Source organism: Salinibacter grassmerensis (genome assembly GCF_947077765.1).
In the GTDB taxonomy this organism is placed as follows: Bacteria; Bacteroidota; Rhodothermia; order Rhodothermales; family Salinibacteraceae; genus Salinibacter; species Salinibacter grassmerensis.
This window is the reverse complement of record NZ_CAMTTF010000004.1, coordinates 1-25,024: the sequence shown is the minus strand read 5'-3', so window position 1 is coordinate 25,024 and position 25,024 is coordinate 1. Positions and strand designations below refer to the sequence as shown.

Annotated in this window: 21 protein-coding genes; 18 read left to right on the top strand and 3 right to left on the bottom strand. The window is 61.2% G+C overall.

The annotated features are described in order from the left end of the window. The first annotated feature begins 14 nt into the window (after window positions 1-14). The 4 genes from OJB03_RS10210 to OJB03_RS10195 all read left to right on the top strand — a co-directional run bounded on the left by OJB03_RS10210 (window position 15) and on the right by OJB03_RS10195 (window position 3,139). On the top strand, window positions 15-1,436 hold the full coding sequence (locus OJB03_RS10210; RefSeq protein ID WP_263787081.1) for a malic enzyme-like NAD(P)-binding protein: 1,422 nt from the start codon (window positions 15-17) through the stop codon (window positions 1,434-1,436). Window positions 1,437-1,485: 49 nt separating this feature from the next. Further along, complete coding sequence (locus OJB03_RS10205; protein ID WP_263787079.1) at window positions 1,486-2,226, top strand: DUF434 domain-containing protein; 741 nt, start codon at window positions 1,486-1,488, stop codon at window positions 2,224-2,226. Window positions 2,227-2,301: 75 nt separating this feature from the next. Next, a complete protein-coding gene (locus tag OJB03_RS10200; protein WP_263787076.1) occupies window positions 2,302-2,652 on the top strand; it encodes a hypothetical protein in 351 nt (116 codons plus the stop codon). Between the two features lie 178 nt (window positions 2,653-2,830). After that, complete coding sequence (locus OJB03_RS10195) at window positions 2,831-3,139, top strand: hypothetical protein (protein ID WP_263787074.1); 309 nt, start codon at window positions 2,831-2,833, stop codon at window positions 3,137-3,139. A 120-nt stretch (window positions 3,140-3,259) separates the two neighbouring features. Here the strand turns inward: OJB03_RS10195 and OJB03_RS10190 are convergent, their stop codons facing one another. Next, window positions 3,260-4,747 (bottom strand): aldehyde dehydrogenase family protein, encoded by a 1,488-nt coding sequence (locus tag OJB03_RS10190; protein ID WP_263787072.1) that lies wholly within the window; start codon window positions 4,745-4,747, stop codon window positions 3,260-3,262. 191 nt (window positions 4,748-4,938) lie between these two features. Here OJB03_RS10190 and OJB03_RS10185 point away from each other — a divergent pair, with 191 nt between their 5' ends. The 13 genes from OJB03_RS10185 to OJB03_RS10125 all read left to right on the top strand — a co-directional run bounded on the left by OJB03_RS10185 (window position 4,939) and on the right by OJB03_RS10125 (window position 22,109). After that, window positions 4,939-6,141 carry a pyridoxal phosphate-dependent aminotransferase gene (locus tag OJB03_RS10185; RefSeq protein ID WP_263787069.1) on the top strand — a complete coding sequence of 401 codons (1,203 nt, stop codon included), beginning with the start codon at window positions 4,939-4,941 and terminating at the stop codon, window positions 6,139-6,141. A gap of 111 nt (window positions 6,142-6,252) precedes the next feature. After that, a protein-coding gene (gene prfB, locus OJB03_RS10180) for a peptide chain release factor 2 (RefSeq protein WP_263787067.1) occupies window positions 6,253-7,390 on the top strand; the annotation gives its coding sequence in 2 pieces (ribosomal slippage) (window positions 6,253-6,321 and window positions 6,323-7,390; 1,137 coding nt in all). Between the two features lie 275 nt (window positions 7,391-7,665). Beyond that, the gene (locus OJB03_RS10175; RefSeq protein WP_263787065.1) at window positions 7,666-8,148 is read left to right on the top strand and encodes a ribosome maturation factor RimP; all 483 of its coding nucleotides are present in this window, start codon (window positions 7,666-7,668) and stop codon (window positions 8,146-8,148) included. Window positions 8,149-8,214: 66 nt separating this feature from the next. Further along, the gene (nusA, locus tag OJB03_RS10170; protein ID WP_263787063.1) at window positions 8,215-9,855 is read left to right on the top strand and encodes a transcription termination factor NusA; all 1,641 of its coding nucleotides are present in this window, start codon (window positions 8,215-8,217) and stop codon (window positions 9,853-9,855) included. A gap of 70 nt (window positions 9,856-9,925) precedes the next feature. Next, window positions 9,926-13,066: a translation initiation factor IF-2 gene (gene infB / locus OJB03_RS10165; RefSeq protein WP_263787061.1), complete on the top strand. Its 3,141-nt coding sequence runs from the start codon at window positions 9,926-9,928 to the stop codon at window positions 13,064-13,066. Window positions 13,067-13,142: 76 nt separating this feature from the next. After that, window positions 13,143-13,541: a 30S ribosome-binding factor RbfA gene (gene rbfA, locus OJB03_RS10160; protein WP_263787059.1), complete on the top strand. Its 399-nt coding sequence runs from the start codon at window positions 13,143-13,145 to the stop codon at window positions 13,539-13,541. Between the two features lie 458 nt (window positions 13,542-13,999). Continuing rightward, complete coding sequence (locus OJB03_RS10155; RefSeq protein ID WP_263787057.1) at window positions 14,000-14,935, top strand: bifunctional riboflavin kinase/FAD synthetase; 936 nt, start codon at window positions 14,000-14,002, stop codon at window positions 14,933-14,935. Window positions 14,936-15,060: 125 nt separating this feature from the next. Further along, window positions 15,061-15,327, top strand: coding sequence for a 30S ribosomal protein S15 (rpsO, locus tag OJB03_RS10150; RefSeq protein ID WP_263787056.1), 267 nt, complete (start codon window positions 15,061-15,063; stop codon window positions 15,325-15,327). Window positions 15,328-15,468: 141 nt separating this feature from the next. Beyond that, entirely contained in the window at window positions 15,469-17,604 is a 2,136-nt protein-coding gene (gene pnp, locus OJB03_RS10145; protein WP_263787054.1) for a polyribonucleotide nucleotidyltransferase, read from the top strand. A 153-nt stretch (window positions 17,605-17,757) separates the two neighbouring features. Then, entirely contained in the window at window positions 17,758-18,744 is a 987-nt protein-coding gene (gene galE / locus OJB03_RS10140) for a UDP-glucose 4-epimerase GalE (RefSeq protein WP_263787052.1), read from the top strand. Between the two features lie 62 nt (window positions 18,745-18,806). Beyond that, on the top strand, window positions 18,807-19,628 hold the full coding sequence (locus OJB03_RS10135) for a segregation and condensation protein A (RefSeq protein ID WP_263787050.1): 822 nt from the start codon (window positions 18,807-18,809) through the stop codon (window positions 19,626-19,628). A gap of 543 nt (window positions 19,629-20,171) precedes the next feature. Continuing rightward, window positions 20,172-21,782 (top strand): hypothetical protein, encoded by a 1,611-nt coding sequence (locus OJB03_RS10130; protein ID WP_263787048.1) that lies wholly within the window; start codon window positions 20,172-20,174, stop codon window positions 21,780-21,782. 84 nt (window positions 21,783-21,866) lie between these two features. Next, entirely contained in the window at window positions 21,867-22,109 is a 243-nt protein-coding gene (locus OJB03_RS10125) for a hypothetical protein (RefSeq protein WP_263787047.1), read from the top strand. A gap of 132 nt (window positions 22,110-22,241) precedes the next feature. On the opposite strand, the gene OJB03_RS10120 is transcribed toward OJB03_RS10125, so the two are convergent. Both OJB03_RS10120 and OJB03_RS10115 read right to left on the bottom strand, forming a co-directional pair. Further along, the gene (locus tag OJB03_RS10120; RefSeq protein WP_263787045.1) at window positions 22,242-22,553 is read right to left on the bottom strand and encodes a hypothetical protein; all 312 of its coding nucleotides are present in this window, start codon (window positions 22,551-22,553) and stop codon (window positions 22,242-22,244) included. 171 nt (window positions 22,554-22,724) lie between these two features. After that, window positions 22,725-24,509 carry an SLC13 family permease gene (locus OJB03_RS10115; RefSeq protein WP_263787042.1) on the bottom strand — a complete coding sequence of 595 codons (1,785 nt, stop codon included), beginning with the start codon at window positions 24,507-24,509 and terminating at the stop codon, window positions 22,725-22,727. 438 nt (window positions 24,510-24,947) lie between these two features. Here OJB03_RS10115 and OJB03_RS10110 point away from each other — a divergent pair. Further along, window positions 24,948-25,024, top strand: a 77-nt coding sequence (locus OJB03_RS10110; RefSeq protein ID WP_251923365.1) for a hypothetical protein, incomplete at its 3' end; no start/stop codon positions are given.

Here is a 25,024-nt window from a genome sequence, read left to right as displayed (position 1 = left end):
CGACGCGCTACTTTATGGAAGAGACCGAAGAGTACCTACCAAGTGCCAGCAACTCGATCACCGTTCGGGTAGTCATCTCCAACCGCCCCGGCATGCTCGCAAAAGTCACGTCCGAGATTGGAGAGCATGGCGGCAACATTGGGGCCATCGACATCGTCCGGGCCGAGAAGGACGAGTTGACCCGCGATATTACGATCAATACCCGGAGCGACGACCATGCCGAGTCGATCGTTCAGGCGCTTCGAGATCTTGATGGCGTCGACATGGTCAATATCTCGGACCGTACTTTTCTGCTCCACCTCGGCGGAAAGGTGGAGGTTGAGAGCAAGACCCCGCTTCGCACCCGCGATCAGCTTTCGATGGCGTACACGCCCGGGGTGGCGCGCGTGTGTGAGGCGATCCACGAGACCCCTGAGGATGCGCACCGGCTCACCATCAAGAGCAACACGGTCGCGGTCGTTTCCGACGGCACAGCCGTCCTCGGGCTGGGCGACATCGGGTCGGGGGCCGCGCTTCCGGTGATGGAGGGAAAAGCGCAGCTCCTCAAGGAGTTTGCGAACGTGAACGGCTTTCCCATCTGCCTCGACACGACCGACGTCGACGAGATCGTAAATACGGTTCGCCGCATCGCGCCGGTCTTCGGGGGAATCAATTTGGAAGACATTGCGGCCCCACGCTGCTTTGCGGTCGAGGAGCGCCTCAAGGAGGAGCTCGACATCCCGGTCTTTCACGACGACCAGCACGGCACGGCGGTCGTGACGGCCGCCGCCCTCCTCAACGCACTAAAGATCGTAGAGAAGGACCTCGACGAGATCAAGGTCGTGACGGTCGGCATCGGGGCGGCGGGCACCGCGGTGACGGAAATGTTCTCAGAGATGGGGGTCGAAGAGATTGTAGGGGTCGACAGCAAAGGGCCGGTGACCACGGAGCGCGACGACCTGAACGACGCAAAGCAGCGATACGCGGAGATGACAGATCCGTCCGTGGACGGCGATACACTGTCGGAGGTCATGGAGGGGGCCGATGTCTTTATCGGGCTGAGCGTCCCGGACATCCTCGACGTGGAGGACCTGAACAGCATGGCCCGCGACCCCATCGTCTTCGCGATGGCCAACCCTCGCCCGGAGATCATGCCGGAGGTTGCCTACCCACACGTGGCCGTGATGGCCACTGGCCGCAGCGACTACCCGAACCAGATCAACAACGTGCTGTGCTTCCCCGGCCTGTTCAAAGGAGCACTCGACTGCCGGTCGAAGGGCATTACCAGTGAGATGAAAATTGCGGCGGCCGAGGCGATTGCCGACGCAATCGATGATCAGAGTCTGACTCCGGACTACATCGTCCCCAGTGTGTTTGACGAGAACGTGGTGGCTGAGGTCTCGAAGGCGGTCTCTGAGACGGCCCAGAAGCAGGGGCTGGCCCGGAAGCGCACGTAAAAAAAGATGCCCCACGTGTGCATCCCGTACTTGGATCCGACCCGTCGTCATGCCCGCGAATCGTGGGGCCCATCCGGAGGACCCTGAGCAGTTTGGGAGCCCCCAACTTGATCGGCTCCGAGCCGCTGTGCGGGATCTATCGTGGCTTCGCACCCGAGGCTACGGTGGACAAAGTGCCTCCGAGCTTGTGGGGAATCGGTACCAGTTGAGGCGCCGGCAGCGCAACGCGGTCGCGCGATCGGCCTGCAGCGACGCCGAGCGAGCACATCGTCTTGGGGCGCGTCTCCCTCCGGAGGCCATTGCGGGGCAGGATCTTCACCTCGACGGGTTCAATGTGCTTATCACTGTCGAGGCGATGCTCGGGGGGGCGTACCTGTTCATGGGGCGCGATGCGGCCTACCGCGACGTGGATCCCGTGCAGGGCACCTACCGTGTCGCCCACCAGACTGCGCCCGCCCTGCGGCATCTCGCAGACACCCTTCAGGCCCTGCGTCCAGCGCGAGTTACATGGCACCTTGACCGCTCGGTCTCAAACGCCGGGCGGGTGAAAGCCCAAATTGCGGATGCCTCCTCCGCGACGGGAAGCGCCTGGACCCCTGTCGTGGAGGACAAGGTAGACGCAACACTGAGAGACGTACCGGCCCCGATTGTGACCAGCGACAGTGCGGTTCTCGACGCCGTCGACGCGTGGCTGCCGCTGGAGGCGCTCGTTCACGCCCGCCACGTCCCCGACGCGCATGTCGTCGATCTTCGACCAGACGGTGAGCGATCCCGGAGCCCCTCGGCATGAGGTGGATCCCCGGGACGGCGGGCGGCGCTGTCCTAAATTCCGCAGTGACTCGAAAAAACGTCCCAAAGTGTCCCGATGGCGACTGTCGTCACGTATGTGCTTGTCTCCAACCCGGACGACCCTGACGCCGTCCGCTCCCACCCGACTATCGAAGAGTACGAACTCGAGGGGCGGCCGATTCAGGAGGACGAGCCCGAAGAGACGCTCCCGGCCCTCAAATTTGCGGCGACGAGTGCCTTGGAGGATCGCACCGACCTAGAAACGCCCTGCCGAGAGCTCTCGGAGGCATTTCCGGAGGCAACGGTTACGTACTGTGAAGTCGAAGAACGATTTGATCACATTGAACACCTCCGATCTGTCGTTTTTATCGGCGGAAAACGGGCAGGAAATATTGAGCATGGATACGTATTTAATGTCGGTACATGAGTCACAACTTGGGTATTGCCGGGCCTGTCTTCAATTCCACTAACGCGTACGATGAAGCGCGTTTGGATTCCAAATGGTGGGTGTAGACATTAAATGAAGCCGACGGAAGAGGGGAACCATGTCTTTGATTTTAAATTCCGTGTCGACACGAATCTCAGTAATAATTATATTTTGAATTATGGACGCAGATTTTAAAATGGAAGTCATGGATCAGCAGGACGCCGAACGTGAACTCGGGGCGAGCGGAGGACGAGGCCGTACGTCCAAGTATGAGCCTATCGCTCAGAAGTGGAGTGAAGTTGGCGACGACGAAGCAATTGTGCTCTCGGACCTTGAGCAGAACGACATTCAGAACCTTCGCAATCTCCTGTACCGCCGCTTCGGCAAGGAGAACGTCATTGTGCGTTCGGCCCAACAGGAGGACGAAAGCTATAAAGCCGTCGTCCGAGCCCGAGAGAACGACGAGTATCTTCGAAACGATGAGTAATTGAGGGAGACACCTCGTGCACACGAGGTCTCCTCGTTTCTGCAATACAAAACGGGTGGTGATGGCACGCATCACCACCCGCATTGCAGGAGAAGACGTAGGAAAAGAAGTCACTTCTACCTAGTCGTTCACCGAGTCCATCTGGGCCTTTTGTAGCTGGCCGGAGTAGTCCACGTAGAGGGTCTTGTGCTCCGTCCAGAACTCGAAGGCGGCGTAGCCCCCGTCCCGTTGCCCATTGCCAGTATCTTTGACCCCCCCAAAGGGCATGTGCGCCTCGGCCCCGATCGTGGGCCCATTGACGTACGTGATGCCGGCCTCAAGGTCACGCATCGCCCGAAAGCTTTTGTTCACGTCCTGGGTGTAGATCGAGGACGAGAGCCCGTACTGGGTGTCGTTGGCCACCGTGACGGCCTCGTCGTAGGACCCGACCTCGAACGTCGCGAGCACCGGCCCGAAGATTTCTTCTCGGGCGATCGTCATGTCCGGTGTCACGTCCGTGAAGAGGGTGGGCTCGTAAAAGTGACCGTCGAGCTCGTCAACCGAAGCGGGGGCACCGCCCGTCTTCAGGGTGGCCCCTTCGTCTTGTCCGATCTCGACGTACCGGTGCACCCTCTCCGCGGCCGCCTGATTGATGAGAGGCCCGATGTCGGTGTCCGCATCGTTCCCGTCTCCCAGGACGAGCGTTTCCGCCTCGTCCCGAATCATCTCCACAAGCTCGTCGTGGACCGCCTCGTGACAGATGAGGCGGCTGGTGGCCGTGCAACGCTGGCCCGTGGTGCCGTAGGCGCCCCAGATGGCACCCTCCAGCGCGAGGTCCAGGTCTGCGTCATCCATCACGATCATCGGGTTCTTGCCGCCCATCTCCAGCGACACCGGCTTATTGAGGCGGCCGCAGGTTTCGGCAATCGCGGTGCCGACCTCGTAGGACCCGGTGAAGCCGACGGCGTCGACCTCAGGGTGCTCCACGAGCGCCTCTCCCGCCTCGTCCGCGCCGTGCACCACGTTGATGACCCCATCGGGGATGCCCGCGTCAATCAGCGTCTGCACGAAGCGAAGTCCACTGTGCGGGGCGTCTTCGCTTGGTTTGAAGACGATGGTGTTGCCGGCGGCGAGGGCGGGAAAGATCTTCCAGGACGGCACGGCGACGGGGAAATTCCAGGCCGTGATGATGCCGCATACCCCGAGGGGGCGACGGATGGCCATGTTCATCTTGTCGGGCAGCTCACTTGGGACGGTGGTGCCAAACAGCCGTCGCGTCTCGCTGGCCGCGTAGTAGGCCGTATCGATGGCCTCTTGGACGTCGCCCTTGGTTTCGAAGAAGGGCTTGCCCATCTCGCGGGTCATCGATCGAGCGATCTCGTCTTTCCGCTCCGTGAGCAGGTCGCCGGAGGCTTTCAGGATCTTCCCGCGGTTGGGGGCGGGGGCGCTGCCCCAGTCCGAGAAGGCGTCCCGGGCCGCCTGCACGGCGGCATCCACGTCGGCGGGGTCCGAGTCTGGGAACTCGCCGATGCGGTCGTCGGGGTCGGCGGGATTTCGGTTGTCGAAGGTCGCCTGGGAGGCGGCGCCGGTCCAGCGGCCACCGATGTAGTTGTCGAACGTATCGGGCATACCAGAGGCAAAAAGAGACAATTTGGAGAGGGAAAGCGCTTTCCCAAATCTAGGTGCCGAGAACTTCAAAGTACAATCCGGTGCGGTGCGTTTGGGCGGCATCGTTACGGAGAATCACTGAACCTCCCGGGTGAGACGGAGTACGCATCTACGTTAACAACTTGCCTGACCTCAGACCCGAACCTGTTCCCATGGCCGCCCCCGCCACCGCCCCCAACCTTGATACGTACGTTTCGGAGCGCGTGCGTGAGACGCCCCCGAGCGGCATCCGCCGGTTTTTCGACATTGCCGCCACGATGGACAATGTCATCTCGCTCGGCATTGGGGAGCCGGACTTCGACTCGCCAGACCCGGCGCTGGAGGCCGGCATCGACGCGCTGGAGAATGGGCGCACGAGCTACACGTCCAACGCCGGCATGGAAGAGCTCCGCGAGCTCATCGCGGAGGACTACGAGGAGCGACACGGCCTTTCGTACGATCCGGAGGGCGAGATTATCGCCACGGTGGGGTGCAGTGAGGCAATGCAGCTGGCCATGCAGGCCTTCCTCGACCCAGGGGATGAAGTATTGGTCCCCGAACCCTGTTTCGTGTCCTACGGCCCGTCCGCCCGGTTCGCAGGGGGCGAGGTCGTGCATGTCCCGACCCACGTCGAGAACGACTTTCAGGTGACGGCCGCCGATATTGAGCCGCACCTTACTGACCGGTCCAAGGTGCTCTTCCTCGGGTATCCGAACAACCCGACCGGGGCCGTGCTGCGGCGCGACACGCTTCAAGAGATTGCCCAGCTTGTGGTTGACAACGACCTGCTGGTCGTCTCCGACGAGATCTACGATCAGCTGATTTACGGCACGGCCCACGACCGGGGGCACGTGTGCGTCCCCACCGTTGACGGACTGCGCGAACGGACGGTGCTGCTGGGCGGCTTCTCGAAGAACTACGCGATGACAGGGTGGCGCATCGGGTTTGCCTGCGCGCCGGAGCCGCTCCTGCAGGCGATGCTCAAGGTGCACCAGTACATGATCATGAGCGCGCCGACGATGGCCCAGGAGGGAGCCATCGCCGCGCTGCGCGAGGCCAAGGGCGACGTGGAGCAGATGCGGCAAAGCTACGACGAGCGCCGCCGCACCATCGTATCGGGCCTGAACGACGCGGGCCTTCCCACCTTCGAACCGGAGGGGGCTTTTTACTGCTTTCCCGACGTTACCTCCACAGGGATGACGTCCGAGGAATTTGCCCAGCGGCTCCTGGAAGAGGAGAAAGTGGCGTGCGTCCCGGGAACCGCCTTCGGCCCAAGTGGGGAGGGGTACGTACGGTGCTCCTATGCCACCGGCCTGGAGGACATCAAAGAGGCGATCACCCGCATCGACCAGTTTGTGTCGCGGCACCAGTCCTGACGGCCCTTCCCAAGTCGTCCCAGAGAAACAACCCGCTTCGGGCTGTTGTAGCTTCCGCGGATGAGAAGACGGGAGCCCGGTTCATTCTTTGCAAAATCTCTCCTTCCTACCATGAAGTCGTATTCGGACGAAGACCTTGAACAGCTAGCTGAGCGCGTGGAGGCGCTCGGGGGCTATCTTTGACGTAGACGGTCGCCGCATGACCGTCGAAGAGCTGAACCAAGAGCGGATGGATCCCGACTTTTGGGACGACCCAGATCGAGCCCGCGAGATCGAAAAGCGAATTGCCCGGGAAGAAGAATGGATTGAGGCATGGGAGGACGTCAAGGAACAGGCCGAAGACATCGAGACGCTCCAACTTCTCTCCGAAGAGGAGGGGGAGGACATGTCGGACGAGATTGCCGCGGAGGCATCGAAGCTCGAACAGAAGCTCGACCGGTTGGAGCTGGAGAGCCTTCTCGACGATCCCGACGATGAGCGAGACGCCATTGTCGAGATCAACCCTGGCGCCGGAGGCACCGAAGGGCAGGACTGGGCAGAAATGTTGCTCCGCATGTACATGCGATGGGCTGAAGACCAGGGGTGCGATATAGAACTCGTCCACCAGCAGTCCGGGGAGGAGGCGGGCATCAAAAGCGCGACCTTGAACGTGCAGGGACGACACGCCTACGGCCGCCTCAAAAGCGAGACCGGTGTTCATCGACTGGTGCGGATCTCCCCCTTCGATGCCGACAGTCGCCGCCACACCTCATTCGCGAGCGTCTTCGTCTACCCCGAGGTCGATGATAGCATCGGGGTGGACTTAAGTGAGGGTGAGATTGAGCTCCAGACCTTTCGGTCCGGCGGCAAGGGAGGGCAACACGTCAACAAGGTGGAAACGGGCGTCCGTTTGATTTGGACGGGCACTCTGTCCAACGGCGAGGAAACCACCGTCCGGGCCGCGTGCACCCAAGAGCGAAGTCAGCACCAAAACCGCCGCCGTGCCCGTGAGATGCTCAAGAGTCGCATCTATCAGGCGGAGCGGCAGCTCCGAGAAGAAGAAAAGGAACGGCTTGAGAGCTCAAAAAAGAGTATCGAATGGGGCAGCCAGATTCGCTCGTACGTGCTACACCCCTACAAAATGGTGAACGACCACCGGACGGAAACCAAGCGGAGCGACGCGGAGGCCGTCCTGGAAGGGAAGCTGGATCCGTTCATTAAGGCCTACCTCCTGAAGGGAAAGAAAGACCGGGATACGTCTCCGGTGTAGGCTGGTCCTCATGCAAACTGGCCCGGGGAAGCCCGAGGAGAGGCGGACGGACGCGCAGAAACATCGGATGGGGGCCAACGTTGCAATGTTTTGACACACGTATTTCGTGGTCCGCTAGAAAACAGCGCGAAAAGGTGGCCTCCGACGCCACCTTTTTGTACTGATGTCTGCGGACATCCGAAGATTGAGGGGCGGCTCGGTGATCCTGAGCCGCACACGGCGTTCGTCCCGCCTGTCGGGCCGGGCGCTTTTTTGCACTATGTGCTTTTGGACACTTGACGATTGCATTCGTGAACCATACGCAGCAACGCCTCGCCGATCGGGTTTCCGGACTGACCGAAGAGGTCATCGTCGGAACCGACTACTTCCTGGTGGACGTGGAGGTGCGAGGGCACAAGGGGACACGGGTTGTGGAAGTGTACATTGACTCCGAGAACGAGGTGGGCCACGATGACCTTGCACTCATTAGCAAAGAGATCGGATTTCTACTCGACGTAGAGGACGTGGTGGATGGGAGCTACAAGTTGGAGCTCTCCTCGCCCGGGATTAAGCGTCCTTTGACGATGCCGGCGCAGTATCGGAAGAACGTTGGCCGCACCTTGCGTGTACGATTCGAAAGCGACGGCAACGAAGAGATCGTGGTCGGGGATTTGACGGACGCAGACGACGATGAGATTGAGCTGGAGCTTCCTTCTACGGAGCGCCTTCAACTGCCATATACAATCATTACCCAGGCACGGATTGAATTGCCCTGGTGAGTAAGGGGCGCCGGGGCGGACGCGGCGGGCTACGCGGACTTACTTCTTCACAGGACGAGACGGATTATGCGAAGCGAAGACCTGATCTCCTCATTTGGGGAAATAGCCCGGTCGAAGGATATGGACCGGGACACGCTGCAGATCATCGTGGAGGACGTGTTCCGCGCGATGCTTCGCAAGCGATACGGATCGGACGAAGCCTTCGAGATCATTTTCAATCCGAAGCAGGGGGACATCCAGATCCTCCACATCCAAGAGGTCGTCGGGGACTGGGAGGTGGAAGACCCGGTGACTCAAATCAAGGAGTCCGAGGCCCAGGAGATTGACGACGGCTTCGCGGTTGGTGACGAGGTGGCCGGCGGCCTAGACGTCAGCGAGTTTGGACGGCGGGCGGTGATGACCGCGCGGCAGACCTTTCGCCAGCGGATCCGTGACATTGAAAAGGAACAGGTCTACCAGGAGTACACGGAGCTCATTGGGGAAATTGTCGTCGGGGAAATCTATCAGGTTCGTCGCCACGAGACGCTTTTGATGCACGAAGACACCGAGCTCGTGCTGCCGCGCGACGAACAAATTCCGGGGGACCACTACCGGAAGGGCAACATGCTCCGCACTGTCGTCAAAGAAGTGCGGCGCGATGCCGGAAGTGATCCACAGGTTGTGGTAAGCCGCACCTCCCCGGTCTTCATGGAGCGCCTCTTCGAAGTGGAGGTGCCGGAGGTGCACGACGGCATCGTTGAGATCAAGAAGGTGGCCCGGATTCCTGGAGACCGCGCCAAGGTGGCGGTCGAGAGCCACGATGAAAAGGTGGACCCTGTGGGCGCGTGCGTGGGTGTCAAGGGCGTCCGGATCAACGCCGTTGTCCGGGAGCTCTCCGACGAGAACATCGACGTGATGCAGTGGTCCGACGATCCCCAAGAGCTCATCGCCCGGGCTCTGTCGCCGGCCGAGCCGACGAACGTGTCCCTAAATCAGGATGAGGAGCCCCCGCGATCTCGCGTGGAAGTGCCGGCAGACGAGGTCAGTCAAGCGATCGGCAAGCGTGGTGTCAACATCAAGCTTGCCTCGCAGTTGACCGGGTACGAAATCGATGTCTACCGCGAAATTCCGGCGGATGAGGAAGACATTGACATCGAGCAGTTTGGCGATGAACTTACAGAAGAAACCATTGGGAAGCTGAAGCGAATTGGGTGCGATACCGGAAAGGCCGTGCTCGAATTGTCGGCGGATGCGCTGGCGCGGCGCGCCGACCTTGACCGCGACACCGCCAAGCAGGTGCTGGAGATCATCGAGACTGAATTCGAGAAGGGACCCGGCATCATCGAGTCGATTCGGCAGGGGCGATTCACGGTACAGACGGCGGAGGCGACCGATACGGACGGCACCGTGCCCGGCGAGGCATCGACCGAGGCAAACGCGTCTTCTGCCAGCCCGTCCGATTCCGCTGACGCGGAGACTTCGGGCGATGCGGACGACGAACAGCCGGACGACGAACAGCCGGAGGTCGACGCGCCGGCCCCCGACTCGGATGCGGAAGACCCGGCCGCTGACGAGACGCCCACGGATGCGCCCGAGCACATCGACGAGGACGACGCGGTGAAGGATGAAGGCGACGAAGAGGCTGACGATGACGAGATTCCCCAACACCCTTCTGAAGAGCAGCAGGAAACGGAGTCGACCCCAGAAGAGCCGGAGGTTCGATCCTAACTGCTCATGCCGCCGGAGACGACTCCGGCGGTCGTTTTTGTAGTGAGTCTGAGCAACAACCGATTGCCATATGGCAACTAAGACGAAAGACTTCCAAGCGAAGAAACTCTTTCAGGTCGTTCGGGAGCTAAATGTTTCCGAAGACCGCGTGGTAGAGTTTCTGGAAAATGAGGGCTACGAAGAAGCCCTCTCCGGATCTGGCCTCAACGCGAAGATTGTTGACGAGGAGGCGTATCTCGTCCTGCGGGAGGAGTACGCCGATGACGCAGAGGTGGCCGCCCGCATCCGAGAACTTCGCTCGGAGGACGACGACAGCGGTCCGGAGCGGGATGAAGTGGCCACCCTCGATGAGGAGCAGGAGGCCGAGCCGGAGTCTACCGCTGAAGAGGCAGAAGACCCGGAGTCCACTGTCGTGGAGGAGGAGCCACAGGCCTCAGGCGACGCGGAGCCGCATGCCTCTCAGAAAGAAGAGGCCACCTCGGAGACTGAGCCCCCCGCAGAAGATGAAGCGGAGCATTCCGGGGAGGATGTGCCCGTCGACGAGCCCGCCGATAAGGTGTCGTCGGATGAAGAGACCGTTTCTGTCGACGAGGCCGACGAGGGGGAAGGATCAGCAGCTGACGACGAGCAGGAACCGGAAGTCGAGGCGGCGACCTCGGAGGAAGAGGTTGCTGAAGAGGCCCCTGACACGGAGACTGCTGACACGGAGGCCGCTGATGCAGAGGCCGCTGATGCAGAGGCCGCTGATGCAGAGGCCGCTGATGCGGAGGCCGCAGAGGCGAAAGAGACAGATGTCGCGGATGACGTTGAGGACGAGGCCACTGCGTCCGAACCGGCCGAGGAGGAGTCCGAGGCGTCGGCCGAGGGGACGGCGGAAGCGTCGACTCCCGATCAGGAGACAGAACCGACCGACGCGGCAGACGAACCCACCTCTGAGGAAGACACAGAGGCCTCGGAAGAGTCTGCGGAGCCTGAAGATGGGACCTCCGATACAGATGAGGCCGCCGACACAGATGAGGCCGCCGACACAGATGAGGCAGATGACTCTGCCGACGCGGCGGGCGACGACGCGGAAGAAGACGGGGAGACGCTCAAGGCCGGGCGCTACCGCCTCAAGGGGCCCAGCGTGGTTGGCAAGATGGACAGCGATCAGCTTCAGCGCCCTGAGCGTAAGCGCAAGCGCAAGCAAAAAGAGAAAGATAAGAACAAAGATAAAATCAAGAATAAAAGTAAAAAGAGCAAAAAGAACAAAAGGAGCAACAAGAACAAGAGCAAGAAGCAGAAGGGCGGCGGTGGCCCCGACGAGGAAGACATCGAGCAGACGCTTCAAGAGACGCTTCAGGAACTGGAGCAGGGCGCTAGCCGCGAGCGTCAACGTCGCCGCCGTCGCCGCCGCAAGCGCCACGAGGAAGAGCGTCAGCGCCGGCGAGAGCGCAAGCGTGAGCAGGAGAATATCCTCGAGGTGACCGAGTTCGTCACGACCGGCGAACTCGCGAACCTGATCGGGGAGCCCGTGAGTGACGTGATCGACACGCTGTTCGACGCGGGCATGATGGTGTCTATCAACCAGCGCCTCGATACCGAGACGATCGAGTTTGTCGCCGACGAGTACGGCTACGAGGTCGAATTCGTCGCGGAGCGGGACACGCAGGCCGTTGAGGTTGAGGAAGACGATCCGGAGGACCTTGAGCCGCGTGCCCCAGTGGTGACGGTGATGGGCCACGTCGACCACGGCAAAACTTCGCTGCTCGACTACGTCCGGAACGCCAACGTGGTGGCTGGAGAGGAGGGAGGCATCACGCAGCACGTGGGGGCTCACTACGTGGAGCTCACCGACCACGACAACGAGGCCATTGCGTTCCTCGACACGCCCGGCCACGAGGCCTTCACTGCCATGCGTGCTCGTGGTGCCAAGGCCACCGACATCGTGATCCTGGTTGTTGCCGCCGACGACTCCGTGATGCCACGGACGAAGGAGGCGATCAACCACGCCCAGGCCGCCGACGTCCCCATCGTGGTGGCCATCAATAAGATGGACAAGCGCGAGGCGGACGCCGAAAAGGTGCGGGCCGAGCTCGCCGACCAGAACGTGCTCGTGGAGGAGTACGGCGGTGACGTTCAGGCCGCCGAGGTATCCGCGAAGACGGGCGACGGCATCAACGAGCTGCTCGACAAGGTCCTTCTGCAGTCCGAGATCATGGAGCTGAAGGCCAACCCCAACCGGGAGGCCTCCGGCGTCATCATCGAGAGCCGCCTGGAGAAGGGGCGCGGAAACGTGATCACCGTTCTCGTCCAGAACGGCACCCTCGAAACGGGCGACCCCTTCCTGGCCGGGATTCACAGCGGAAGCGTCCGTGCAATGTTCAACGAGCGGGACAACCGCATCGAGTCAGTGGGACCTTCTCAACCGGCCCTTGTGCTCGGGTGTGACGGCTCCCCAGAGGTGGGCGACCAATTCGTCGTCATGGACGACGAGGGCGAGGCCCGAGATGTGGCGCAGGAGCGCCAGCGGATCCACCGCGAGCAGGAGCTTCGGCGACAGAGCCAGGTTTCGCTCGATCAGGTCAGCCGCCAAATGGCCGAGGGCGAGTTCCACGAGCTCAACCTCATCATCAAGGCCGACGTGGGCGGATCCGTCGAGGCGCTGTCGGACGCCCTTCTGAAGCTGAAGACCGACGAGGTGGCGGTCAACGTGATTCACAGCGGCGTAGGGGCCATTACCGAAAGCGATGTCATGTTGGCCCGCGCATCGGACGCCATCATCCTTGGCTTCCAGGTACGTCCCACGTCCGGGGCCCGGGACGCGTCTCAGCGCGAGGACGTTGACATTCGAACCTACTCGGTGATCTACGCGGCCATCGAAGACGTCCGCGACGCCCTGGAGGGACTGCTTTCCCCAGAGCGCCGTGAAGAGACGAAGGGCCGCGCCGAGGTTCGAGATACCTTCAGCGTGCCCGACGTGGGAACGGTGGCGGGCTGCTACGTCAACGAGGGCACCGTGGGCCGAAACCACAAGGTGCGCCTCGTGCGAGACGGCGTGGTGCAGTACGAGGGCGAGATCAGTTCGCTCAAGCGCTTCGAGGAAGACGTCAATGAGGTCCAGAGCGGGTACGAGTGTGGGCTCTCGATCGAGAACTTCGACGACCTGAAGGCCGAGGATGAGCTCGAAACCTACGTAATTGTCGAGGAGGCACGGGAGCTTGAGGTCTGATTCCGTTCCGCCACCCCGACGCCGTTTGTGGCTCGGCTCTGTCCTCTGATGGTTTCACCTCCACCTCCCGCCCACCATGAGTGTATATACTGAACGCGTTGCGGAGCTCGTTCAGCGCGAGGTCGCCCGCATCCTACAACGCGAATACGCAGACCGACTCCAGCCGATGGTGACCATTACCCGGGCTCGAGTGACCGGTGACCTCTCCATTGCGTACCTCCACGCAAGCGTGATGGGAGACACCGCTGAAGAGCGAGAAGCCACGTTCCGGCAGTTGGAAAGTCTCGCGGACGAGATCCGGAATCAGCTGGCGTCTCGAATTCGGCACAAGGTTCGGGAGATTCCAGAACTCAAGTTCTTCCACGACGAGTCGATGGAGGAGGCCAAGCGCATGGAAAACCTGTTTGATCGCATCCGCGAGGAGCGAGAGCGGCGGCTTGAAGACGGAGAGAGTACTCCCGACGATCGTGAGTGAACATGGTGTTTGGCCGAGAGGGCGAGCGCTCTACCGTGAACGGTCCTGTACGCTGGTAGGCTTCACGACCACCTCCGGCCGTCCATGTGCACTTCCACAGAATCCGCGAAGGGCCCCTCAGTAAGAGGGCACATCGCGACGCCCATAGGACCGTGTTCGTGGGCCGGAACGATCCGTCCAGGCCTACGCTGCCGGGTGGTGAGCAAACAGGCCCCCATCGAGTCCCCATTGCATCAGGGCCGAACTGACCGTCGTGGGATTTCGGACTTGAAGTTGCCTCAGGTCATCGTACAGGTCCCGATGGGAACGCTCTTCCTCACGATAACCCGAACTCATGGGAAAAAGCCCGCGGGGCTCTCGATTCCCGGTACGCACCACCACTGGATAGCCTGTGGGAGAGCGCGATTAGACTTTACAGGCCCTGCTGAATACGCTGACCTAGGACGAGCCGATTCTCCATGAAGCGCGAAATTGGATGGGACGCCATCAGCCGTGACCCCGAATCGGTCGTCACCGTCGGGACGTTCGACGGCGTTCACCGTGGCCACCAGGCAATCATCGAATACCTGCAGGAGCGGGCCGAGGCCCAGAATGGACCGAGCACCCTCGTGTCATTCGATCCGCACCCACGAGCCGTGGTGCACGACGAAGAGGTTCCGCTCTTGACGACCGTGGCCGAGCGGGCGGACCTGCTGGAAGCCCTTGGTCTGGACCGGTTCGTGGTCGTCCCGTTTTCGGACGACTTCGCACAGCTTGGCCCCACGGCGTACGTCGAAGAGGTGCTGGTGAACCGAGTCGGCGTGCAGGAGGTCACGGTCGGCTACGACCACCGGTTTGGGAAAGACCGGGCCGGGGACGTGGAGGACCTTCGGGCGCTCGGCGGCGAGTACGGTTTTTCGGTCGACGTCATTCCTCCCCAAGAGGTCGATCACGATGTCGTGTCGTCCAGCAGCATCCGGTCCCTGCTGAGAGAAGAGGGGGCCATTGAGCGGGCCAATGATCGCCTGGGGCGGCCCTATCGGCTCAACGGCGTTGTCTCGCGGGGCCAGGGGCGGGGACGCAAGCTCGGGTATCCCACCGCCAATCTCGCGCTCGAAGATGCCCGCAAGTTGGTCCCAAACCTTGGAGTCTACGCCACACGGGTCACGCTCCCGGATGGGAACCAGTGGGGGGGCATGATGAATATCGGGCGCAGACCCACGTTCGACGAAATGGACGTCACCGCTGAGGTGCACCTTCTCGACTACGAAGGCGATCTATACGGATCATTCCTCTCTGTTGAGTTCCTGCAAAGATTGCGGGCCGAACAGAAGTTTGAATCCGCGGAGGCATTGGTGGCGCAACTTTCTGAAGACGAAGAGCGTTGCAGAACCGTTATTCGAACACAGGCCTAGCGGCTGGCTACCGTCCTGACGTTCCGGGGCGGAAGTGGTGTTCGGCCCATTCGGCCGCGAACCCAAACCGGAGTCGCGGTTTCTTCTTTAGCATGGCATAATCTAAAGAGGTATTCCACCGCACGATGATTACCAACGAAGAGAGACAGAACATTGTAGACCGGTTCGGCAACGGACCTAACGACACGGGGACCCCGGAGGTGCAAATTGCGATCTTTACGAAGCGCATTGAGCACCTGACGGAGCACCTCGAGGAGCACCCCAACGACAATTCGACCCGACAGGGGCTCCTTGATCTCGTCGGCAAACGCCGACGGCTGCTCAATTATCTTCAGGAAAACGAGATTGAGCGGTACCGTACCATCCGAGACGAGTTGGAGCTCCGAAAGTAGCCTACTCCGCAACACGGCGTCCCGGTCCTGCCGGGAGGCCGTTTGCTGTATGGGGGCTGCGTAGAGCTCCACCACCGACGGGTCTCGTGTCGGAATCCCTTTCGCCTTTTGTTGACCTATGAGAGCAGCAGATTGAGACGTATGAAGCCTGAAGCCCACATTGAAGACATCGAGTTTGTCCCCGACCGGTCGCTGTCGCTGGAGACGGGCCGCATCGCCAAGCAGGCAGATGGATCCGTCGTGGCTCGGTTGGGGGACACGATGGTCCTCTCCACCGCCACCCTCAGTGACTCCGTCAACGAATCAAACTTCTTCCCGCTCACCGTTGACTACCGGGAAAAGTTTGCGGCGGGGGGGAAGGTGCCGGGCGGATTCATCAAGCGCGAGGGGCGTCCCACCGACAAAGAGACGCTCACTTCGCGGCTGATTGACCGCGCGATCCGGCCGCTTTTCCCGGACGGCTTCTACCACGACGTCCACGTCGTGAACTTTGTTATCTCGGCGGGGCAGGACTTCGACGCCGACGTGATCGCCGGGGTTGGATCGTCCGCGGCCCTCATGCTGTCGGGGGCGCCCTTTGCGGGGCCTTTCGCGGAGGTCCGCGTGGGCCGCGTGGATGGCGACTACATTGTCAACCCGACGATGCAACAAACCGAGGAGAGTGACATCGACCTCGTGGTGGCGGGGAAGGAGGATGCCCTCGTCATGGTTGAAGGGGAGGCCGAAGAGATCAGTGAGGAGAGCATGATCGAGGCCCTCGACGTGGCCCACCGGTCGATCCGGCGGCTGTGCGAGGGGCAGCATCGTCTCGTAGAGCAGGCGGGCGAGCCCGAGCCATTCGAATGGGAGGCCGATCTCGTGCCGGACGAGTTGATTGGACGCATGCGGGAGGAGTACGGGCCCAAAGTGGCCGATCACATCCACGGCCCCTACAGCAAAGAGGCGTTCCACGGCGGAATTGGGGACCTGAAAGATCAGGCCGTCGACGACGTGCTTGGCGATGAGAGCGAGACCCCCGAGGGCTACACCGCGTCGGACATCCGCGACGCCATCGGGGAGGTGGAGAAAGACGAAATGCGCAACATGATCGTTGAGGAAGGCAAGCGCATCGACGGACGCGACCAGACGGATGTTCGAGACCTCTGGATGGAGGTTGGCTATCTTCCGCGTGTCCACGGGTCCGCCATCTTTACGCGAGGCGAGACGCAGGTACTCGGCTCGATCACGCTCGGCACATCGGACGACGTGCAGCCGGTCGACGAGGTCTTCGCCGATACAGACAAATCCTTCTACCTCCACTACCGCTTTCCGCCGTTCTCCGTGGGCGAGGCCAGTTACCTGCGCGGACCCAAGCGCCGTGAAATCGGCCACAGCATGCTTGCGGAGCGGGCCCTGCGGCCGGTCATCCCGGAGCAGGACGAATTCCCCTACACCATCCGCATCAACGCCGACGTGATGGAGTCGAACGGCTCCTCCTCAATGGCGAGTGTCTGCGCCGGTAGCATGGCACTCATGGATGCCGGGGTGCCCATCGAGAAGCCGGTCGCCGGCATCGCAATGGGACTTGTGCAGGAGGGCGACGAGACCACCGTCCTCACCGACATTCTCGGCCAGGAGGACCACCTGGGCGACATGGACTTTAAGCTCACGGGCACCCGGGACGGCATCACGGCCTGTCAGATGGACATGAAGATTGAAGGCCTGTCCCGCGACGTCATGCTGAAGGCCCTGAAGCAGTCGCGAGATGCGCGTCATCACATCCTCGACAGCATGGAGGAGACCATCTCGGAGCCGCGGACCGAGTTGTCCAGCCATGCCCCGCGCCTGACCAAGCTCACGATTGATCCCGACCGGATCGGTGCCGTCATTGGCCCGGGCGGAAAGGTGGTCAAGAGCGTTCAGGAAGAGACGAACACCGAGATCACGGTTGAGGAGGAAGAGGGCGTGGGCATCGTGACGATTGCGGCGACCAACCAAAACGACGCCGAGGCGGCCATCGAGCGGATCAAGCAAATCGTGGCCGTGCCGGAGGAGGGCGAGGATTACATGGGCACCGTCAAGGGCATCCGCGACTTCGGGGCCTTCGTCGAGATCATGCCCGAGAAGACGGGCCTGCTCCACGTCTCCGAGATCGACTACGACTACGTCGAGAACGTCGAGGACTACCTCGAGGTGGGCGATAAGGTGAAAGTCCATCTTCTCGAGGTCCACGACGACGGCAAGATGCGCCTCACGCGCAAGCCGTTCGTCGAAGAAAATGGAGAACAGGACGGATAGCGGGGATGGGCAGCCCGCGGCACACGGCGGGTCTTGAAGCTACGTTTCTCCTCACAAAAGGCGAGGGCCCTTAGGCTCTCGCCTTTTGTATAGGCCCGTCGTGTGCCGGGGCCGTTCGTCTTCGGAATGAATCACACGACAGATCTGACGTTCATGCGCGTTCTTGTAACAGGAGGGGCCGGGTACATCGGAAGCACCGTGGCCCGACGACTCGTCGAGACCGGAAATGACGTGATCGTGTTCGACAACTTATCGCAGGGGCACCGGGCGGCGGTGCCGGACGGGGCGGCCTTCGTCCACGGGGACCTGAACGATCGTGGACTGATTGATCACGCCCTCGCCGAACACCGACCCGAGGCGATCATGCACTTCGCCTCGCATACTCTGGTGGGGGAGTCGATGGAGAAACCGTTTCTGTACCTCGACGAAAACGTGCGGTGCGGGGTCAACTTGATGAAGTCTGCCGTGGAGCACGGCGTAGACCGCTTCATCCTGTCCTCGACCGCCAACTTATTCGGCACCCCGGAGCGCATTCCCATCGATGAGGATGTGACGGTCGATCCGGGAAGTCCCTACGGCGAGTCGAAGTTCATCCTGGAGCGAACCCTCCGCTGGCTCGACGAGACCGAGGACCTTTCCTACGCCGCGCTCCGCTACTTCAACGCGGCCGGGGCCGCCGGGCCCGACCAGGGCGAAGACCACGACCCCGAGACGCACCTCATCCCCATCGTGCTGGAAGTCGCGCTCGGCCAGCGCGATGAGATCGTCATCTTCGGAGACGACTACGACACCCCCGATGGGACGTGTGTGCGGGACTACGTCCACGTGCTCGACCTCGCGCAGGCGCATATTCTGGCCCTGAACGCCCTGGATGGTGAGAGCCGCGTGTACAATCTGGGCAACGGAGAGGGCTACAGCGTACGGGAGGTCATCGAGACCGCCCGCCGTGTCACCGGTCATGCGATCCCCGCCAAAGAGGGCGATCCCCGCCCGGGCGATCCGCCGGCCCTCATCGCAAGCAGCGACAAGATCCGTGAGGAGCTTGGGTGGGCCCCGGAGCACAGCGCCCTCGACGACATCATCGGCTCGGCCTGGGAGTGGCACCAGCGTCACCCAGACGGGTATGACGGACTGCAGTGAAGGCCTTCAGCAACAAGGGTTGAGTAGGCGCCGTCGTCCTTTCCACAACGGCATGAGCGGACATGTACCGCGTTGAGCTGGAGCAATTTGAGGGCCCGATGGATCTCCTCCTGTTTTTTATTAAGCGGGATGAGATCGACATCTACGACATCCCCATTGCCCGCATCGCGGACGAGTACCTCGAGTACGTCCGTGTGATGGAGGAAATCGACCTTGACGGCGTGGGCGACTTTATCTACATGGCCGCCCTCCTCATCAACATCAAGGCCCGGATGCTCTTGCCCTCGCAGGAGGCCGACGAGGACGGAGAATCCGTTGATCCGCGCCGCGAGCTGGTGGAGCGCCTTCTGGAGTACGTGCGGTTTAAGGAGGCGGCCGATCAACTGTCCACCCGCCGCGAGCGACGGCGCGAGCACTTCGTGCGGGGCGATGCGTCTTCGGACCGGGAGCGTGTTGAGGAGTCCCACGAAGTGGAGGTGGATTCGTCTGTCTTCGAGTTGGTCGAAGCGCTCGGGCGAGTCCTCGAAGCCGACGAGGAGGACGAGGACGACACGCCCATCCACGAAGTTGAGCCGCTTGAGTATACCGTTGAAGAACAGCAGCAATATGTAATTGAGCGCCTGCGTCGGGAGTCGCAGGTGTCCTTTCGGACACTGATTCGGGGAGAATCGCGCGGCTTCGTGATTGCGACCTTCCTGGCGCTCTTGGAACTGACGCGGCAGCAGCACCTCCGGCTTCGAATCGAAGAACGGGCGTCCGACTTCTCTGTGGAAGCACGGGACGACACGTCACTCCGGACCGACGATCCGTCTCCGCAAGACCTCTCCGGGCCCCAAGGCGATGGAGCCGTTGGGGAGTCCCCAGGGCGTTCCGACGAAGAGTGAGGAGGAGCAAAGTCTCCACACACCACCCGTCGCGCGGTCCTCTACGAGAGACGTCCCGTCCGGCTCGTCAAAAGTTTCCGCTGCGGAAAAGTGCTAGAAAGCCAATGCTGCTCTTTTCCTCGCCGTCCTCTTCGAGCGGCGGTTTCCGAACGGAGACGTCGGCCGATGATGGACGGATCCAAGGCCGTGAACATCTCGGAGTGTAAAAATTCCAGCCGTCCCATTACGAAAAGCACCTCTCCGATCGTGTACAGCTCAATTTTGCTCTTCAGGATGAAAGAGGGTACAGAATATTCCTCCATAAATACACAAAAATAGGGTCTGAGGACCTGCCTGTACGGCGAGACGGGGCAAAATCTGTTTTCCTCCTGTCGTACTGCTCTTCCGTTCATCGTTCATGGGCCAAGCTAAACTCAGGGACGGACCGAGAAAACGACGGCGTTGAGTTGCTTTGCGGGGTGCCCGGCCAGAGTTAGAGAGACTCCGGAATACTTCTTGCCACATCATGATGGTGCGCAGGCTTCCGATTCTTTCTCCGGCTTCATGTTGTTCTCTTCTCGCACCGGTCGACCGCTATCCCTCATCCTGGCGACCGTCCTTCTCCTAGTTGGTGGACTCGGGTGTGACTTGGGCGGGGGCGGCTCCGGTGACGCGACTGTGGCTGGTCAGGCGCTCAACGCCGCTTCTGATCCAGTGGTGGGAGCACAGGTTATCATTCAATTCACGGACGAGACGGGCGAGCAGATCGAAGAGACGGCCACGACCGATTCAACGGGCCGTTTCAACCAGCGAATTGACCTGGACGAGCCGACGGAGGTCGTCATCACGGTGTCGAAAGAGGGAGTCGATGTCCGGCAGACACGGCGGGTCTCGCCCGATGCGGGCGCGTCCGACCTGAGTTTCACGCTCGAGATTGGGGGAGAAGAAAATCGAGAGCCGGGGCGTCCCACGGACATTGTGCTGCAGGATCAATCGGCCAGTTCGATTCGGGTTCAGGAGAGTGGGGGGACGAGCATTGCTCGACTAACGTTTCAGGTCGTCGATTCGACCGGGAAGGCGATCCAGGCGGATCAGGCTGTGGACGTCAACTTCCGGTTTGGGCAGCGGCCCGAAGGGGCAAGCCTGACCCCGAGCACCGCAGAGACCAACGGGCAGGGGCAGGCGACCGTGAACGTGTCGAGCGGGAAGACAGCGGGGGTGGTACAGGTGGTGGCACAGACCGAACGGCCCGACGGGACGGCCTTCCAGTCCAAGCCGGTGGGGCTCTCCATTCATGGCGGGCTTCCCAACAAGTGTCACTTCAGCCTTGCTCCGGAACGGACGAACTTCCCAGGTCTGGTTGACCTCGGCGTAACGACCTCCGTTCAGGTGTTCGTGGGAGACAAGTACGGAAACCCCGTAGTGCCGGGCACCTCGGTCTCCTTTAGCACAAATGCGGGCCTCATCGGAGGCTCCCTTCAGACCAATGATCAGGGGCAAGGGTCCGTTGCGCTCACGTCCGCGAACCCGTTGCCGGCTGGCGGGGTCGGCACCGTACAGGCCAGCACAGTAGGAACCGACGACGTCAATACGATCGTGAGCCCCGACAACTGCCCCGATCCGGCAGACACAGGCAACGGCAACGAGAACAAGATCACCGAAACGATTCCCGTTGTCTTTTCGGGGCGACCAGAGGTGACAGTTGATCCTGGCGACATTAAGCCGAGCCCGACGGATCTACCTCAGACGTACGATCTGACGGTGCAGGATGTGCAGAATGGAAATCCGCTTGCCCCAGGGACGTCGATCCAGGTCCAGGCCGAGGGGACGAAGGTAAAGGCCGTGGGCAACACCGACGTCACCCTCGACGACACGGCACTCAGTGACGACGATGGGGACGGGTTTGACGCAGGAGATATCGTAAACATGGACGAAACGACGTCCTTTACCTTTCGGGTCGTGGAGGAGCCGGACGCGGAGGTGCCGGGAGACCCCCAGGTCGAAACCGTCACGATTACCGTGAACGGCCCGAACGGAAGTCTGGAGGTGGTCCTTACCCCCACCAGCTCTAGTTCGACCACTGCAAGCTCCACCCAGTCTTTAACCACCACGGAGGGGGCGACGGTGCGTCGGACCGCCTCAGGAGAGGTGACGGTCCGTGCACCGCAGGAGTAGTCTGCTCGCCTCCACGTCACCTCCGGAGGCCCGATGGCCCCGGTGCAGTGACATCCCCGCGACTTTCCAAAAACAATCAGGGCAATGATACCGATCGACGTCGAGCGTCACGAGACCGTCGTAACCGTGACGACCGACAGTAAGAAGCGCATGTACGCGGTTGTTCACCTTGCCGTACCGGCAGGCTTTGATCCGTCGGACTTCACGCTGACACGCGTGGAGGGGAATCGCTGGGAGCTCTCGTTCGAGAGTGTGTCAACCGCCCACCGCTTCAAACGCCTAATGGACGAAGCCGCAAACCTTGTGGGACAGAAGATTCCTGGGTAGGGGACTCTAGGTCGGGGCGTCCTCGCTGCTCCAGAGACAAGCGTGTTCTCTGGGGGCTAAGCTGAACCGTGCTCCCTAAGGGCTGCGGCGGGCACAGACAAGGAGGAATGTGAGATGAGAACCGTCTGCCTCCTACTCACGCGCCACCGGGGAAATCTCGAGCAGTTCGGCGCTCACGCGCCCCACGTCCGCCTCCGTCATCGCGATGCAGCGGAGCTCAGGATTGGTCGGGCGGTCGTGACCCTCTCCGTCCTTGGACGCCCCCGTGTCGATGAGTGGCTCTATGCTGGCGCGGTCCATGGCATCCAGCAATTCGGAGCTCGTTGTTTCCAAGGCATCGGCCCAGTCGGCCAGGCGTCCAGTAATGATGCCAGACTGGGAGGTAAGCTCTCCACTTCGGGTATGAGGTTGTACCTTCTGACTTCTAGCGGAACGAGACCTCATGGATGAACGGGATCGTCAAAAGAAAAACGGAGGGTCAAGTCGATACTGCGGGTGTAAGAGAGCCCATACAGTATGGACCAAATGCTACCGACGGGAGAGGCCTCAGGTTTCTCTATGTGTATCGTGTGAAGGCACCGCCGCCCCCCGAGATGAGGCCCTCCGAACCAGTGTTTACAGGTAGAACATGTAGAGCATTGTGGTGGTGACGAGCACAAAGATGATCGACAGAATGCTCCCGGCACGCAGGTAGTCCGGGACGCGGTAGCCGCCTGGCGTCATGAGGAGCGCATTGACATGGTGGGTGGGCAAGATGAACGAGTTTGCCGCGCAAAGCCCGACCTGCAGGACCAAAACCTGGGCCGTGAGGTCGATGGTGCCGGCCATCTCGAGCACCAGGGGCACCATGAGAACGGTGGCCGCCACGTTGGACATGACCAACGAGAAGAAGGTCATCAGCAGGCCCAGGGAAAACAAGATCAGAAATGGATGGACGCCCTGGACCAGGGTCACTAAGGTCTGCGCAATGACCGAGGCGGCGCCCGACTCCTCCATGGCAATGCCGATGGGGATGAGGCCTGCGATCAGAAAGACGACCTTCCATTCGACCGACCGATAGGCCTCTTCGATTGTCAAGACGCCGCCGAGAATCATGGCGATGGCCCCGGTGAGAAATCCGATCGAGATTGAGAGGTCCAGCGCAAGCACCAGCCCGATCGCTCCCGCGAAGCTACCAAGTGACAGCCATGCCTTCTCCGGGTACTTCGGCTCATACTCCAGTGGAGTAACGGTGATGAAGTTCTCACTTTGCTTGAAGAACTCTAGGCTTTCCCACTTCGCGTGTAGGACCATCGTGTCCCCGGCCTGAATGACCCGGTCGGTTCGGCCCTTTTCCACCACCTCGCTCTCGCTGAAAAAGAGCACCACCTGCGCGTTATACGTATCGCGGAGAGGCACATCCCGCAGGGTTTTGCCCACGAGGCTCGATCGTGCCGGAATGACGACCTCTAGATACCCCCCGCTCGATCCGACACTGGACTTGTCTTCCTCTTCCGTAAGTTCGAGGCCGTAGGTGTCCTTGAAGGCCTCGACGTCCTCCTGTTGACCCTGAACGACAATCTTCTGCCGCTCCTGAAACCGAATCTCCCTCCAGATGTCGTAGTCCGACTGCTCGTCGTCGTACACCTCCAGCAGGTTAATATTGTAGTTGGCGCCCATCCGGGATTCCTCGGCGGATTTCCCGATGAGGTCGCTGTCGCTGGAAATCTGAAAGGTATAGATGGTGTCCGAGAGGCCCCAGACGTTCAACAGCTTTTGGCCGGGGGACGTGGTGTCACTTTCCTCGCGCTTGGACGGAAGCACATACGGGCCGAGGAGGGAAAAGTACCCGACGCCCACGGTCAGCAGGACGATCCCGATGGGGAAGACGGCGAACAGGCCAAACGTGGAGAGCCCCCGGGCGGTGAGGAGGTCGTTGAGTACGATCAGCGAGCTTGTCCCGACCATCGTCAGGGTGCCCCCGAGCAGGGCGGCGAAGCCCATGGGCATAAGGAGACTGGAGATGGAAATCTGTTCCCGTTTTGAGATTCCGGTCATGACGGGGAGAAACAGGGCGGCGGCCCCAAGATTCTGCATGAGTCCGGACATGAGCCCGACGGTTACCGAAACGGTGGAGATGATTTGGCGCCGCCCCGACCCTGCGACCCGTAGGATGAAATTAGCAATCGTCTCGGTGATGCCCGACTTGTAGAGGCCTCGTCCCATGATCATGACCGCGATGATGGCAAAGACCGCATTGCTCGAGAAGCCCGATCGCGCCTGTTCTGGCGTGATGCTGCCGGCCCAGACCAGCGAGAGCATGGCAAGGATTGCCACCACGTCGATGCGAAACGCCTCGGTGACAATCAGGACGACGGTCAGTCCTAGAATCGCAAATACAATCAGCAACTGTGGGTCCATACGACAGGGAGGAGGGCTACAGAGAAGAAGAGTAGAGACTGTGCACAAGTTAATACAACCGGGGAACGGTGGAATTGGTCTGTGTACGCGCCGGAGAACGGGAAGGAGTGTGCGAATACTGGTGGGACGCAGGGGCTGTATGCACAGGAAAGCTTCTTGCATCTGTTGGAGAAACCGTGGAACCAAGTGCGCGCCCCTGAAGTCTCTCTCCGTGGGGATACGAGACCACGCGCACACTCCTCAGAGTTGGAAAGCCAGTGAAGTCAGTGTCACGCTGGAACCCTGCGTGACATCGAAGGTTTTTCCAGACTGCACGACGAATGCTGCGGGGGTACCTGTCGTGAGCCATCCTCTGAGAGGAAGGCTTCTCCGCCGAGACGTGGCGGACGTTCCCCATCCACTCCGATTCACCCTGAATACCACTACCAGACAGAACCTATGGCCAAGGAAGAGTTTGCGCGGGAGAAGCCGCATGTAAACGTAGGAACGATCGGTCACGTCGACCACGGGAAGAC